This window comes from Geobacillus kaustophilus (assembly GCF_000948285.1).
Taxonomy (GTDB): Bacteria; Bacillota; Bacilli; order Bacillales; family Anoxybacillaceae; genus Geobacillus; species Geobacillus thermoleovorans_A.
In genome coordinates this window covers 1141024-1155313 of record NZ_JYBP01000003.1, presented here as the reverse complement: position 1 = coordinate 1155313, position 14290 = coordinate 1141024, and the positions used below count along the sequence as shown (strand labels likewise).

Genomic DNA, 14290 nt, shown 5'->3' with positions numbered 1-14290 from the left:
CCTTCGGGTTGCATGTTCAGCACCACTTTTCGCCCCATTGTTCCCCGTAGGAACAGGTTATTGTTGTATTCGTGTTCTTTTGTCGTTTTTCCTGCTTGCTGCCGCATAAATCTTCTAGTCCGTTTTTCTTATTTTGCCGATTGTCCAAACCGCCGGCGAATCGCCGCGATCAGAAGCAAGAGCACCGGAATGATGATTTGCAGCGGGATGTGCAAGTAAATGGTGACAATTCCCAGACCCTCATGAATGTGCTCTGCATAGTTGCTGGCGATGGCAACAGATAAAAACAGGACAAGCAATCCAAGCGGATAAATAATTCGCTGATGCCTCGAGACACTAAACAGGTGGGCCGCCCCGACGACCCCGGCATAAAAAAAGATGGAGATTTTAAAAAAACCGCCGATAATGAGCGCAATCATAAAAAAAACATCAAGCCGCTCGAAAAAATGGGCGACTTGCACGCGGCGGATCATATCAAGGAGCGGAAACGCTGAACGCGACGCCGCATCCGGTCCGAGAACGGCCATATTGATCGCCGCAATGATCGCCAAGTTCACCCCGGTGAGCACCATGCCGGCGATGGCCACCCGGCTTGCTTTCGCGGGGTTGTTCATATACGGAAACAACATCGTAAACACAATCATCTCACCAAACGGCACATACAACGTTTCCGTGAACACGGTTTTCCACACTCGGTTCCATCCTTCTTCCAACATCGGCTGCAGCTGCAAGACGTCCATGATTCCCGAAACACACACGAGCACAAATCCGAACAGCCCCAACACATAAAGCAGCGCCAAAAACAGCTCGCCGGTGCGCGCCAACACTTCCAAACCTTTATAGGCGCCGTACATGACAACCAGCGCCATAATGGCGTTTAACACAAACAGCGGCGTTTCCGGGTAGGCAAATGTCAACAACAGCTCGCCAAAATCGCGCAGCACGCGGGCGGCAATGTAAAGAAAATACGTCACATATATCATCCCTAACAATTTGCCTAGCGGCGCCCCAACGATGTGCTGCATATAGACGATCAGCGGCTGGTCAGGGTAGTAGCGGAACAAACGCCCATATACAGCAAATAAAAGCAATCCGAGCACCAGCCCAAGCAAAATGGCGATCCATACATCTTGCTTGGCGCTCGTGCCGAGTGGAATGACGATGGCGCTGCCATGTTCGAACAACACGACAAGGACGAACAGTTGACGCGCATTGATTTTGATCGGTTCCAACCGGTCTCACCGCCTTTGCCTCATCCATATTCCCCGTTGGACTCATTCTGCTTCTACATACGGTTTGTTCCGCAAGCCGGTGCGGCGGATATACATATCTACAGTCACCATGACGTCAAGATTTGGAAAATATCGGTCATTCCATTCTTTCTCAATTTTCTTCCATAAGCGCGGGTCTACGCGGTGAACAGCGTCACCGAATCCAAAAATATCGGTCCGCTCGCGCTGGGCAGTTTCAATCGCCTGCTTCACCTCGTTTTTAACATGGCGCTCAATGTCTTTTTCCAATTGAAACAGCACGCCGGCATCCGCTAAATCAATGGGCACGCGCGCTTCGCTCACATCCCCTTCCGCCCGAATATGAACGGAAACCGTCGGCCGGCCGTGTTTCACCGTCGCCTTGATGTCCGTTTTCCCGCGCACCGTTCGATAGCCAATGGCTTCTTTTTTTCCCTTCCACGGAATGGTGATGTTTGTTTGCTTAATCCGATCGAGCACCCAGACAATCCCCCGCGCCGGCGGCCCGTCCACCCAGCCGACAAGACGGCCTTTTTTAAACAGCGCCAGCCCCTCCAAACTGACGCGTGCGTCCGGCACTGATGATTGCACGTTCGTTTGCCATTTTCCGCGCTTCGGATTTCCCTCGATTGTCACGCCGGTGACGGTAAGATCGCGCCCCGAAGACGCCAAACTGCGAATCGCCTGCCAAACATCGGCGTTGATCGTTTGCCCCCAAGCCATCTCAGAAAATTCCAGCGTTTTAATAATTTGATTGGCAGAAATTTTGTCAACCGGCGTCAGCACGGTAAGCACATCTTTAGCCGATTGACCGCGAGCGATGACCAAGCGCGCCGTCGTCCGAAACTGGTTGTTGCGCTCCATGGCGTCAAACACCCCATCCAACCCTTCGCGCGCCACTTCTTCACCGATGACGACCAAGTTTGTATGCGCATAATAAAGGAGACGCGACACCTTTTCCGACGCCTTCCGACTCGCTTCGACCAAACTGTCGCCGGTCGACGTGTAAATCGACACCGGCACGCCGGCCGCGCCTCCCCCGCGCTGCGTCGCGCCGGCGACGTTCCCGGGGTTGACGACTTGAAATGAAGCCAAATACTTCCCATCTTTCGTTTTATCAAGCCCCACAGCAATGACAAACGCTAAATCAGTCAACTCCTTTTTGCTCCAACAGCCTGACAATAACCCAGCACAAACCAAAAGAGGAAGGACGGCAGCAACAATCCGCTTCACGATCCATCCCCCTTCTCTTGACGCGATGGCACCGGCGGCTCGGGCTTTTGCTCGCCCGACTGTCGGACAATGTTTTTTTGGTTAATGAGGCGCGGCCGCTCGCGAAACATCCACGTCGGCACGCGCAACAACGTATCGCCCACGTTCGATGGAATAAACGGGGCGAGCGGCGACATGTACGGCACCCCAAACGAACGCAAGCCGCATAAATGGAGAATCATGACCAACAACCCCATCATGATGCCGTAAAACCCGAACATGGCCGCCAAAAACATCAGCCCAAAGCGGATGAGGCGGGCTGAAATGGCGATGGCAAACGACGGCGTCGCAAAGCTGGCGATCGCCGTGATCGAAACGACGATGACCATCGACGAGGAGACGAACCCAGCTTCAACCGCCGCCTGGCCGATGACCAAAGCGCCGACGATCGACACCGCCTGGCCGACGGCGCGCGGCAGGCGGACGCCTGCTTCGCGCAAAATTTCAAACGTCACTTCCATGACGAGCGCTTCGACGAATCCCGGAAACGGCACCGCCTCGCGCTGAGCGGCGATGGCGATGACAAGCTGGGTCGGGATCATTTCCTGATGGAATGTCGTCGCCGCGATATAAATCGCTGGGGCTACAAGTGAGAGAAAGAAAATCAATACACGCAAAAATCGGAGGGCGGTGGCGATATCAAAGCGGGCATAGTAGTCTTCCACCGCCTGGAAAAATTGAATAAACACAGCGGGAGCCAATAACACAAACGGCGTCCCTTCCACGAACACTGCCACTCGCCCTTCGAGCAAGTTGGCAGCGACGATATCAGGGCGTTCGGTATGATATGTCGTCGGAAACGTTGTGAATGTTTGATCTTCAATTAATTGTTCAATATAGCCCGATTCAAGCACGCTGTCGATTTGAATTCGGCGCAGGCGCGCCCTCACTTCCTTGACAATCTCGTCATTGGCGATGCCTTTGATGTACATGATCGCGACATCCGTTTGTGTCACGGTGCCGATTTGCATCGTTTCCAGCCAAAGATTCGGATTTTTAATGCGGCGGCGGATCATCGCGGTGTTCGTGCGCAACGATTCCGTAAATCCCTCGCGCGGACCGCGGACGGCGATTTGTGTTTGCGGCTCTTCAATCGAACGATATTCCCCGCCTTTTGTGCTTGCGCTGACGGCAAACGGCACCCCGTCAATGAGCATGACCGTCGCTCCGGAAAACAGCTCAAAAAAGAGCTTCCCCCAGTCAGAAATATGTTTCACGCCGCCGACCGCGGCGAGCTTTTTCTCGATCCATTGAAACCGTTCTTTTTCCTCAAGCGCCAGCGGAAACGACGCTTGAAGCAATGGCGTCAGTACAAATTCGTACACATTTTTCTCATCGACAAGGCCGTCGACAAAAATAATGGCTGCCTTGATTTGCCATTCCTGGCCCAACGCAAAACGGCGGATGACGACATCGTTGCTCTCTCCGGTCTTTTGGCGAATGATGTCAATATTGACGGCCAGTTCAGCAGAAAGCGGCTCTTGCGGGACATCCGACGCCTCGCCGCTATGGTCCGGCCCTTCCTGCTGCACGTTGTCGTTCATCCGTCCTTGCTGCCGGCGCATCCCCCATTGAAACAGCATGCCCCTCTCCTCCTCGCTCCGCATCATGTTATCCTCCATTATAGACAAGAGGTGAAAAACGTATACAGCGGCGCATCGTTTCCGATGAACAGGTGAACACTAACAGAAAAAGCGGCAGGTGACTGACATTGAACGTCATATTCCTCTCCCTCACCTTTGCGCTGCTATTGATCACCACGGCTGTCGGAATGGATTGGCTGATGGGACTGACGTTGTATCAGTCGTTCCATAACGTCATCAATCCATTCCGCGTCATGGAGACTCCCGAGATGTTCATCTTATTTCTGTTTCTTCTTTTTTGGGCGCTCGATTTGTTGGCCGTATGGCTTTGGCGGCGGAAAAAAACGGCTTCTTGACAAAAATGAAACGGGCAGGAATCTTCCCCTGCCCGTTTTCCTGTCATTTTTCGATTTTCTCCCACATGTGCCGCTCTTCTAGCCATTGACGCACATGGAGGTTGTATTCATCGAGCGAGAGGCTGAATGAATCGCCGTCGCTTTGCAAAAGCTCGATCTCCCCGTTCCATACGCGTCCCCCGCCGATAAAACTATCAACCGGCTTATTCCACAAATCTCGCTTCAAGGCGTCCACAAACGAGTCAATCTCCTTCGGCTCGGCCAGCACAACCGCCTCCTGCCCGGTGTTCACGTTCCGTATCGTCACCTGGCGGATCGGTGAATAGCCTCCCGGGCGAAGCAATAAGTAATATTGCTGTTTATATTCTTTCGATTCCATAATGCGCTGAAAATACGGCTTGTACGCCTCAACCGGCACTTCGTAGCGGCGGATGAGGCGCGTGCCGTCTTTTAGCACATAGCCGATCACAACCGGATGGACGTTGCCAAAATGAGACGGCAGCGGCTGATCGTGCACAAGCTGCTCGTGAAACGCCCGTACCGCCTTGATGTTGTCGTTCGTGCGCAAAAACTGATCGTACTGTTCAAACTCGCTCCCAACTCTGTCATGATATTGCCAGTTCATCACCGACTGGCCGAAGTATACTTTCTCAATGTCGGCAAACTCAGGAACGCGGCTCACGTATCCGATTGGGTCGAGGCGCACGGCCAAAAATAAGACCGTCATCGCAGCAGCAAAAGCCACATACCCTTTCCACTTATGAAAGACGCGCCACGTTTTCATCATGACCATTTGCGCGATGGCATAACCGATGAGCGAAAACGCGACATACCCAAAGATGGTCCATCCCCACTCCTGTCCAACTTGTCCAAAGTAAAACCCACCGGTCAAGCACATGCAAAACGCCACACCATACACAAACAGAGGACGAAGAATCGAAAAAGTCAACGCCTGCCCGGCCGCTTCCGTCGGACGCCGCTCGTACAGCCAAATAGACAAACCGAAAAATAGAAGCGACAACAGCAACAACATCCCAATTTCTTCCGCATCCATTGATCGATCCGTCAGCATCGCGTAACGAATCGGCACCGCCCAATCCATCAGCTTTTCCGACAAATAGTACCCACCCGGAAATCCATACAACCATAACGGCAAGTTGCTAAACAACAAAACCATTATGCCCGTCGGAAAAAAGAGAGCGATGTTCGTTAATACGATATGAACGATCGATTGGCCGACGAGCACACCGACCACAATGCCGAGGGCCAAAATGACCGTTTCCACCACCAACGTCTCACCGAACCAGCGCCATACGTCAGAGGCCCCAATCGGCCACGGAAGATCAAGCCCTAATAGACAGCCGATGGCGGCGATCGCTGCCACAACCAGCGGTCCCACGAGCATAAGCCAGCCAAAGACCATCTGCCCCACAAGCAGTTCGGTGCGTCGGATGGGCAAGCTATGAATGAAATCAGCTGACCGTTTCTCGTGCATATAGCGAAGCACACCGGCTGCCGCCAAGATCGGGACAAGCCAAGCAATCAGCGTCTCGAACCCGTTGGATATATAGTATACGTTCTTCCATTGCGGCACATTTCCGACTTTTGGATCATATTGCGAGTACGAAAGCCCAATCGGCAACACGATCGCCGCCAGCCATAACAGCAGATGAATGATGGCAATCCAGCCGATTTGGCGAACATTTTGCGTCCACATCGCGCGGTTAGCCGATAACCGTTTCGCAGACATGAGCGGCCCCCCCCATTTCATACAAGAAAATTTCTTCGAGCGACAGCGGCAATACATCAAAAATGAGCGGAGAAAATGAGTTGACGGTCTTCTCGATTTGCCGCTTTTCGCCGCGGACGACAAGAAGAACGATGCTGCCGCGCTCCTCGCGATGCACGATGTCAAGGTGTTTCGTCAACTCGCTCGGAAATCCGCCGCGAAACGCGACTTGAATTTTATGCATCCCGGCGCGCAGCTCGTTTAAATCGCGCTCCATCCGTACGGTCCCTTGCGCCATCAATCCGACGATGTCGCATAAATCTTCGAGCTCGCGCAAGTTGTGCGACGAAACGACGACCGTCATCTCCCGCTCGGTCACTTCTTCTATGAACAGCTGCTTCACATGACGGCGGACGAATGCATCGAGCCCATCAAGCGGCTCATCCATAATAAGCACATCGGGGCGGACGGAAAAGGCGAGCCAAAACGCCGCTTGGCGCTGCATGCCTTTGGAAAATTGCTGAATCTTTTTGTTCGGATCAAGCGCAAAGACGGACTGCAATTCCATAAACCGACCGCGGCTGAACGACGGATACACTTGCTCGTAAAAATCCGCCATTTGTCGAATCGTCGCGTGCGGAAAAAAGTAGACAAAGTCCGGCAAAAACAAAAGGCGTTGCTTGATGCGGACATTTTCCCACACATCCTCCCCGTCCACTGCAATCGTTCCGCGATCTTGGCGAAGAATGCCGGCCATCATCTTTAGCAGCGTCGTCTTTCCGGCGCCGTTCGGGCCGAGCAACCCGTAAATCGATCCTTTCGGCACCATCATGTTCGCGCCCTTGACGGCGGCAAATCGATCAAACGTTTTCGTCACGTCCACAAGTTGAATCACGATTCTCCCCCTCTTTCTCCCCTTCTATAAGCCATTGCCATAACTGCTCATTCGTCACCCCTAAAAACCATGCTTCCTTGACAAGGCGGACAAACTGCTCACGGACCGCAGCGATCGCCTCGATGTTTGGTTCTTTCGAGCGCGGTGCAACGAAACTTCCTTTCCCTGGAATCGAATAAATCCAGCCGTCGCGTTCCAGTTCGCGGTACGCTTTTTGAATCGTGTTTGGGTTGATCATCAGCTGTTTCGCCATCGTCCTGACCGATGGCAGCTGATCGTGCGGCTGCCATAGTTCGCGAACGATCATTTCTTTCATTTTGTCAATCAGCTGCTCGTAAATCGGTTGGCGGCTTCGCCAATCGAGCTCAAACATCTCCCTCCTCCTCTCATTATCACAACCGTACTATAACTAATAGTACACATGAAACAGAAGAAAGGCAAGAGTTTTTTCCAAAATAAAGAAAGAATCCATTCCCGGATTCTTTCAGCATCTCATTTCGACGCCGTTTGCCGCCGCGTTGGCCGTTGCCGCTCGGCGGGCTGATACGTCTGAACAAACAACCCATCTCCTTCGAGCCACTCGGCGATCAACACGTCTTTTAGCGAGATGATTCCTTGTTTTTGCAGTTCAGCGGCCATCCATTGCTCCGTTTTCCCAAGCTCCGCTAATTCGTCTGCCAACAGCTGGCCATCGCGGATCAGCGTCACCGGGACATGCACCGGGTGGGGCGGCAGCTGGAAATCTTCACGTGTCGTTTTTTGGTAATGGGCTTTTTTGAGGACGCTGATTTCCCCGTCCGCCTCCAAAAAACAAAACGCCACTTCGCGGATCGAAAATGTCTCATGTTTGCGGAGCAAGCTTTGCAGCTGGTTGAGCGTCAAGCGGCTTTTTTTCAAGGCCTCGTAATCAATGACTCCGTTCCGAATGAGCGCCGTCGGTTTGCCCTCGCTCCATAAACGGAAGGAAAGCCATTTTTGACTCGCATATTCCACCGTCATTAGCATCGCTCCCCAAAGGGTGATGGAGTAGAGGATATACCAAAGATGGATATGGTCGTCATACAGGGCATTGCCGAGCAGCTCGCCAAGGACAATGGCCGAGATAAACGTAAACGGGCTCATTTGGCTGATGAGCTTTTTGCCGGCGATTTTCACGACAGCGAACAACAGAATAAAGCCGGCAGCCAATTCTATCGTCAAATGAAGCCATTTCATGCTGCGCCCCCCTTGCATGCCGTTCATTTTCTCCCTTTCTTCCCTGTATTGTGCCCTCTTCCGTTTGAGAAGTTTCGCTGGTGGTTTGCCGTTTGAACGGATAAATTCCCCTAGACTGGAAATACTATCGTTTTAGAAAGCCAATGCGCCAATCGGCGGCATTTCATCAGAAAAGAAGCCGGTTCAGCAAGGTTTCTCTACAAAAAATAGCTGGGATCAGCAACCTTTTGCACTACATCACCCGTCCTCTGGAGATGGCATGGAAAGAAAGGGATTCATGATGAACGGACAGCCGCTTAGCGCCCTGCAACTGTTATTGATGATCATGCTGTCAGTCGGACTGATGAATCATGTCATCATCCCCTTTATGCTTGAGGCCGCCCACCGCGACGCATGGATCGCCGCCTTGGGAGCGTTGGGAAGTTTGCTCGTTTGGCTGCCGCTTCTTTATTTCACCATCAAACAACTGAACGGCGAGCGGCTGTTCGACTGGCTGAAAAGCCGGTTTTCGAGCGCGGCCGCTTATGCGGTGGCCGGCGGCAGCAGCGCTTTTTTGCTTATGCACAGTTTTGTCACGTTAAACGATACGATCACGTTCACCACCACCTCTTATTTGACGGCGACGCCGAGGTGGGCGCTGATTCTTGTCATCGTGGCCGTTTGTTTTTATAACGCGTACCAAGGCATCGACTCAATTGCCAACACTTCAATGATCATTTGCCCGTTCGTCATCGTGTTTGGTTTTTTCGTCATGCTGTCGACCACTCCCCATAAAGACTATTCGCTGCTTAAGCCGATGCTCGAGCACGGCGTTACGCCCGTGTTGCACGGCATGATGTACGCCGGAGCGGGATATGCGGAGGTGATCGTTCTTTTGTTTCTCTCCCATCGCCTGCCCCACCCGTTTTCATGGAAAGCGCTCGCCGCCATCGCCGTCTTCACCGCCGGGCTGAGCATTGGACCGACGATTGGAGCCATCACCGAATTCGGCCCCGAGCAGGCGACGCGCCTTCGCTACCCGGCGTTTGAGCAATGGCGGATGGTCAGTTTAGGGACGTACATTGAGCATGTCGATTTTCTGTCGGTCTATCAATGGCTGTCCGGCGCCTTTATCCGCATCTCTTTGTCGACGGCGCTCATTGTGGAACTGCTGCCGATCCGTCATCCGCAAACCCGCCGTTGGGTGCTCATTGTCCTCTACTTGGCAATCACATTGGCAGCGCTGGCACCAGTCAGCGATGAACAGTTTTTGCATTTTGTCAAACATTGGGTGCTGCCGGCATCGCTGCTGTTTAGTCTTGCGCTGTCCATTGTGCTGAGTGGTTTCGCTTTGTTGGCATACCGCAAAAAGAAAAGAGGGATGACACGATGAAACGACCGATGCGCGCCGCGGAAGGAAAGCGGTTGAAAGACGATTACACAGGGCTCGAGACCGTCATCATCTCCGAAGAGGCATTGCGCACGATGTACGCCAAATGCCCTGACGTCATCATGACGGAAGCCGCGATTCCATCCCTTTTGCCTGACGGCTCAGCAGCTGCAGTGCATTTGCTGTTTATTTATTGTGAGGAGCTGTGCGATACGCAAATGCTGCAAAAGGCCATCTATCCGATGTTCCGCGAGCTGTGCGAACAGCATCCATGCTTTTCGGCCGCCGACATCGAGGTCCGCAAACCGGCGGCGCTTGAATATATGGGAAAAGAAGTGCGGATTGATGATCTGAACTTCAAGTTATTTAGCGGCGATTTGCTCATTTATTTTCACGAAGCCGATGTCTTGTACACGATGCCGCTCGCCAGCCCGCCAAACCGCGATCCGGAGGAGCCGAACACGGAAGTATCGATCCGCGGGCCCAAAGATGGATTTATTGAAGAAATCAGCAAAAACGTGGCGCTCATCCGCAAGCGGCTGCGCTCGCACCGGCTCGTCTATGAACCGTTTGTCATCGGCACGCGCAGCCAGACAAAAGTGGGGCTCCTTTATGTCGATGATATTGCCAACACCGCCATCATCGATGAGGTGAGAAGCCGCCTGCTCAGTTTGTACATCGACTCGGTGACAAGCACCAATCAAATTGAGGAGTGGCTGTCCGACACCCGGTTTTCCTTGTTCCCGATGTTCGGCTATACCGGGCGGCCCGATTTCGCCGTCAATTCGCTCCTCAACGGCCGTTTTATCATCTTGGTCGACGGCGCGCCGATCGCCCTGATCGGTCCGGGCAATTTAACCTTTTTGCTGAACACGTCGGAAGATAACAACACGTTTTTCCTGTTTGTCGTGTTTCAGCGCCTTCTCCGGCTTGTCGGCACCTCGGTCGCCATTTATTTGCCGGGGGCCTGGGTCGCTCTGACTTCCTTCCATCCAGATCAGCTGCCATTTACCTTGCTGGCGACGCTTATTTTGTCGCGCCAAGGGATCCCGCTTCCGGTGCCGCTCGAGATGTTTGTAATGATGATCTTGTTTGAAGTGTTTAAGGAAGCCGGGATGCGGCTGCCGATCGCCATCGGGCAGACGCTGTCGGTCGTCGGCGGCTTAATCATCGGCCAGGCGGCGATCAACGCCGGGCTCGCTGCCCCGGCGACGCTCGTCATTGCCGCCATTGCTGTCATCTCGACGTTCACGCTTGTCAATCAAAACATCGCCGGCAGCATCACCTTGTTGCGCTTTATTGTCCTGACGGCCGCTTCTTTCCTTGGCCTGTTCGGTTTTATTCTGTCGCTGTTCTTGATCCTAACCTATGCCGTCAACTTGCGCACCTGCGGCGTTCCATATCTCACGCCGCTGGCGCCGCCCTCAAAAGATATCGGGAAAGTGTTCATCCCAAGCACATGGAAGCAGTTCATTACGCGCGACCGCATTGTGCGCCCGAATGATCTCATTGCGAAAGAGAGGGAACGAAAATGAGGAAGCGGCTCCTTCCCTTTATCGCTTCTGTCATCTTGCTTGGCGGCTGCTGGGATACGCGCAACATTGATCATATTGTGTACGTTCATTCGATCGGAGTCGATTACAAAAACGGCCAAGTGATCGCCTACGTCCAGCTGGTCGGATTCACCGCCCTCGCCAAAGTCGAAGCCGGGGGCGGCAAAGAGAAAGCAGCCGTTTCGATCGGCAAAGCGGCCGGCGAAACGTTTAATATCGCGACCGACAAAATCTACCCTTCCATTCAACAAAGGGTGTCATGGGATCATGTAAAAAGCCTTGTCTTTACCAAACGGGCCTTGCAAAAAGGCATCGTGGCCGATGTGATCGACGTGCTGAACCGTTACAACGAAATTCGCCATACGGCATGGGTGTACGCCACCGATGAGCCGCTGTCCGAGCTGTTTGAAGCGACGCCGCTGTTAAACGCTTCCTCCTATTATTCGCTGTTGTCCAACCCGGAAGAAATCTTTCAACAAAGTTCGTTCATCCGCCCGATCCGGCTCAACCGGCTGATTGCCGATATGGATGAAAAAGCTGCTACGACAAGGCTTCCTTATTTAACGATCGACCGCCGGCGCTGGATCGAAAATAAAAAGCCAAAACCGATGTTGGCGGTTTCCGGTGTTTGTTTTCTTCACGATTATACTCTGCAAGGATGCGTCCGCCGTTCCGATCTAGAGGGACTGCGCTGGCTCGAACACGACATTCGCCGCACCCCGATTTATGTCAAACAAAAAGGGAAAACGATCGCCTCGCTTGTCGTCCGCAATCCAAAAACCAAATGGTCAGTCAAGGCGAAGGACGGAGAACCCGCGTTTGCTGTCCAAGTCGAGGCGCAAGGAAGCATCATCGAACTGCGCAAGCCGCTCTCGCGAAAACAACTGGTCCAACTGGCGGAACAAACGGTGAAGCAGGAGATCCGCCGCCTGTATGAACTCGGCAAGGCGTGGCGGATCGATACGTTGAATGTGTCGGAACAGCTGTACCGCCAGCGTCCAAATATTTGGAAAAAACATCAGTCCAACGGCCTCATCCCGCTCGGCGACAACACGCTGTCCGTGAGCGTCAAACTCGCGATCGGGGCATCCGGAAAAGAAAAGTTGAATTACCGGGCCGGTGATTGAAAAGACAAAAAATTAAGGTATAATTAGGAATATTAAGATATGTTTTGAACGGAGGAGAACGATGAACACTCCTACAGAGCGAACGAGCGCCGTCGGCATGACCGTCTACCCGATTTTGTTCGCCATCATCCTCGGCCACTTTTTGAACGATGCGATGGAGGCGGTCATCCGGGCGCTCTTTTTGAATCGCTGACTAGTTCGGCAAACGGAACTTAATGATCTGGTCGACCGTTGGGACGGCGCCGTTTTCGCTCGCCTTGCCGCACGCGCCGCTTTGGATTGCTCTGCCGATGCTGCCCCTCGCCGGATTTGTATTACCATTAAACATTGCGACGTTTGTCGTCTACGCCCAAGAGCTGCTTCCGAACCATGTCGGCATGGCATCCGGACTCATCGTCGGCCTGGCGTTTGGCATGGGGGTGCTTGGGGCGGTTGTGCTCGGCAAAATCGCTGATTTGTCGCCGCTTGGCACGTTAATGCGGCTTTGCAGCGTGCTGCCGCTCTTTGGCGCCTTGGCGGTTTGGCTGCCGAAAGACCGGACATAGCCAATGCATATTTTTCTTTCAATCTCTTTTCGCTATAATGGAAGGTGATAAGGTCCATTCAGTTAGGAGATTTTTCGTATGGCGGGTTTATACATTAACCAGCACGTCCTGAACAACTTATTTTATATTTTAGTCACGATCTTTGCCTTTTCGTTTATTTATGACCATAGTCGAGCGATCCGGCAGCGCCCGCTCTATGGCCAGGCGCTGCTTGGGGCTTGTTTGGCGTTGGCGGCCGTTTTGTGCATGAAATTTCCGATTTACATTGATCCGCTGTGCGTCCATGATTTCCGGCAAATTCCGTTTTTGCTTGGGACATTGTATGGCGGCGGCGCGGTCGGGGCGGTGCTGTTTGTTGTCTTGATGCTGGCACGCACCGTTTTGTACGGATTTCAGCCGCTCACGTTGATCGTTTACGCCATCATGTTTGCCATAGCGGCGGCCGCTTCGCCGCTGTTTCGCAAGCTGCCGCAGCCGAGCAAGCTCGTTATGTCGCTTTGGCTGACGTTTTTGCTCGCGGTGCTGACGACATTTGTCGCCGTGATTGTTGCTGATTTTCCGGTAACGAAGCCATATATCGTGTATTTTATTATGATGCCGCCGTTCGTCATGATGTTCGCTGTCTATTTGATGGAGACGCTTCATGAGGCGCAGCTCGCTCGGGCAGAGCTGATGAAAATGGAAAAAATGGAAATTGTCAGCCAAATGGCAGCCAGCATTTCCCATGAAATTCGCAACCCGCTCACCGTCGTCAAAGGGTTCATCCAGCTGCTGCAAACGGGTCGGTTGCCGCGAGAAACCGAAGAGCGGTACATTCGCATCGCCTTAGAGGAACTCGAGCGGGCGGAAGCCATCATCCGCGACTATTTGACGTTTGCCAAACCGGCGCCAAAAGAGACCGAGCCAATTGATGTCGCCACCCAGCTTCAGAAAGTGCTGCAAATGATTACGCCAATGGCGCATATGCATTCGATCCATGTATCCTCTTCCCTCGAACATGGTGTCGTCATCGGAAACGCACAATATTTCCAACAGTGTTTTCTCAACTTGTTGAAAAACAGCATTGAGGCGATGCCAAACGGCGGCACGCTCCATGTTGCGGCCGAGAACCGGGAAACATCAGTCGTCATCACCATTTCCGACAACGGCGTTGGCATGACGAAAGAACAAGTGCGCCGCTTCGGCGAGCCATACTTCAGCACAAAAGAAAAAGGCACTGGGCTTGGTGCGATGGTCGCCGTCAAAATCATCGAACAAATGGGAGGAACGTGGACGATCGAAAGCGCCGTACAAAAAGGGACGACGTTGACGATCACGCTGCCGGCAAGCCGGGTGCGGCCGCCGACGGCGGAACAAAGCGCCGCCGGCTGATCGAAAAAACGGATGCCCTGTTTTG

At 53.0% G+C, this 14290-nt stretch carries 13 protein-coding genes and 1 pseudogene; 7 read left to right on the top strand and 7 right to left on the bottom strand.

Features of this window, described 5'->3' with window-relative positions; translation table 11 throughout:
• Positions 1–128: 128 nt before the first annotated feature.
• The 3 genes from LG52_RS06260 to LG52_RS06250 are packed head-to-tail and all read right to left on the bottom strand — an operon-like array spanning position 129 to position 4105.
• Positions 129–1232, bottom strand: coding sequence for a GerAB/ArcD/ProY family transporter (locus tag LG52_RS06260; protein WP_044731300.1), 1104 nt, complete (start codon positions 1230–1232; stop codon positions 129–131).
• Positions 1233–1274: 42 nt separating this feature from the next.
• Positions 1275–2483, bottom strand: a complete 1209-nt coding sequence (locus tag LG52_RS06255; protein WP_044731299.1) for a Ger(x)C family spore germination protein — start codon at positions 2481–2483, stop codon at positions 1275–1277.
• Positions 2480–4105, bottom strand: coding sequence for a spore germination protein (locus tag LG52_RS06250; protein WP_044731298.1), 1626 nt, complete (start codon positions 4103–4105; stop codon positions 2480–2482). The genes LG52_RS06255 and LG52_RS06250 overlap by 4 nt, the downstream gene beginning before the upstream one ends.
• 128 nt (positions 4106–4233) lie before the next feature.
• On the opposite strand from LG52_RS06250, the gene LG52_RS19690 reads away from it, so the two are divergent.
• Complete coding sequence (locus LG52_RS19690; protein WP_044731297.1) at positions 4234–4461, top strand: hypothetical protein; 228 nt, start codon at positions 4234–4236, stop codon at positions 4459–4461.
• A 43-nt stretch (positions 4462–4504) separates the two neighbouring features.
• Here the strand turns inward: LG52_RS19690 and LG52_RS06240 are convergent, their stop codons facing one another.
• The 4 genes from LG52_RS06240 to LG52_RS06225 all read right to left on the bottom strand — a co-directional run bounded on the left by LG52_RS06240 (position 4505) and on the right by LG52_RS06225 (position 8300).
• Positions 4505–6211 carry an ABC transporter permease gene (locus LG52_RS06240; RefSeq protein ID WP_044731296.1) on the bottom strand — a complete coding sequence of 569 codons (1707 nt, stop codon included), beginning with the start codon at positions 6209–6211 and terminating at the stop codon, positions 4505–4507.
• Positions 6186–7085 carry an ABC transporter ATP-binding protein gene (locus tag LG52_RS06235; protein WP_044731295.1) on the bottom strand — a complete coding sequence of 300 codons (900 nt, stop codon included), beginning with the start codon at positions 7083–7085 and terminating at the stop codon, positions 6186–6188. Before LG52_RS06235 ends, LG52_RS06240 begins: the two co-directional genes overlap by 26 nt.
• Positions 7051–7458 carry a GntR family transcriptional regulator gene (locus tag LG52_RS06230; RefSeq protein ID WP_044731294.1) on the bottom strand — a complete coding sequence of 136 codons (408 nt, stop codon included), beginning with the start codon at positions 7456–7458 and terminating at the stop codon, positions 7051–7053. Before LG52_RS06230 ends, LG52_RS06235 begins: the two co-directional genes overlap by 35 nt.
• A gap of 119 nt (positions 7459–7577) precedes the next feature.
• Positions 7578–8300: a DUF421 domain-containing protein gene (locus tag LG52_RS06225; protein ID WP_044731293.1), complete on the bottom strand. Its 723-nt coding sequence runs from the start codon at positions 8298–8300 to the stop codon at positions 7578–7580.
• A 280-nt stretch (positions 8301–8580) separates the two neighbouring features.
• On the opposite strand from LG52_RS06225, the gene LG52_RS06220 reads away from it, so the two are divergent.
• From LG52_RS06220 to LG52_RS06200, 6 genes and pseudogenes are all read left to right on the top strand, one after another.
• Positions 8581–9672 (top strand): GerAB/ArcD/ProY family transporter, encoded by a 1092-nt coding sequence (locus tag LG52_RS06220; RefSeq protein WP_044731292.1) that lies wholly within the window; start codon positions 8581–8583, stop codon positions 9670–9672.
• Positions 9669–11204, top strand: a complete 1536-nt coding sequence (locus LG52_RS06215; RefSeq protein ID WP_044731291.1) for a spore germination protein — start codon at positions 9669–9671, stop codon at positions 11202–11204. Before LG52_RS06220 ends, LG52_RS06215 begins: the two co-directional genes overlap by 4 nt.
• Entirely contained in the window at positions 11201–12349 is a 1149-nt protein-coding gene (locus LG52_RS06210) for a Ger(x)C family spore germination protein (protein ID WP_044731290.1), read from the top strand. The genes LG52_RS06215 and LG52_RS06210 overlap by 4 nt, the downstream gene beginning before the upstream one ends.
• Positions 12350–12410: 61 nt before the next feature.
• Complete coding sequence (locus LG52_RS20785; protein ID WP_269430048.1) at positions 12411–12542, top strand: hypothetical protein; 132 nt, start codon at positions 12411–12413, stop codon at positions 12540–12542.
• Positions 12543–12546: 4 nt separating this feature from the next.
• A pseudogene (locus LG52_RS18820) lies at positions 12547–12894 on the top strand (MFS transporter); the annotation flags it as partial.
• 78 nt (positions 12895–12972) lie between these two features.
• Positions 12973–14265 (top strand): sensor histidine kinase, encoded by a 1293-nt coding sequence (locus LG52_RS06200; RefSeq protein WP_044731289.1) that lies wholly within the window; start codon positions 12973–12975, stop codon positions 14263–14265.
• The last annotated feature ends 25 nt before the right edge of the window (positions 14266–14290 follow it).

What these genes read in the sequence shown, in the direction of transcription:
- LG52_RS06200 (WP_044731289.1), top strand. Translation starts at nt 12,973, where the DNA reads ATGGCGGGTTTATACATTAACCAGCACGTCCTGAACAACTTATTTTAT.
- LG52_RS06210 (WP_044731290.1), top strand. Translation starts at nt 11,201, where the DNA reads ATGAGGAAGCGGCTCCTTCCCTTTATCGCTTCTGTCATCTTGCTTGGC.
- LG52_RS06220 (WP_044731292.1), top strand. Translation starts at nt 8,581, where the DNA reads ATGAACGGACAGCCGCTTAGCGCCCTGCAACTGTTATTGATGATCATG.
- LG52_RS06250 (WP_044731298.1), bottom strand. Translation starts at nt 4,105, where the DNA reads ATGCTGTTTCAATGGGGGATGCGCCGGCAGCAAGGACGGATGAACGAC.
- LG52_RS20785 (WP_269430048.1), top strand. Translation starts at nt 12,411, where the DNA reads ATGAACACTCCTACAGAGCGAACGAGCGCCGTCGGCATGACCGTCTAC.
- LG52_RS06230 (WP_044731294.1), bottom strand. Translation starts at nt 7,458, where the DNA reads ATGTTTGAGCTCGATTGGCGAAGCCGCCAACCGATTTACGAGCAGCTG.
- LG52_RS06225 (WP_044731293.1), bottom strand. Translation starts at nt 8,300, where the DNA reads ATGAAATGGCTTCATTTGACGATAGAATTGGCTGCCGGCTTTATTCTG.
- LG52_RS06240 (WP_044731296.1), bottom strand. Translation starts at nt 6,211, where the DNA reads ATGTCTGCGAAACGGTTATCGGCTAACCGCGCGATGTGGACGCAAAAT.
- LG52_RS06215 (WP_044731291.1), top strand. Translation starts at nt 9,669, where the DNA reads ATGAAACGACCGATGCGCGCCGCGGAAGGAAAGCGGTTGAAAGACGAT.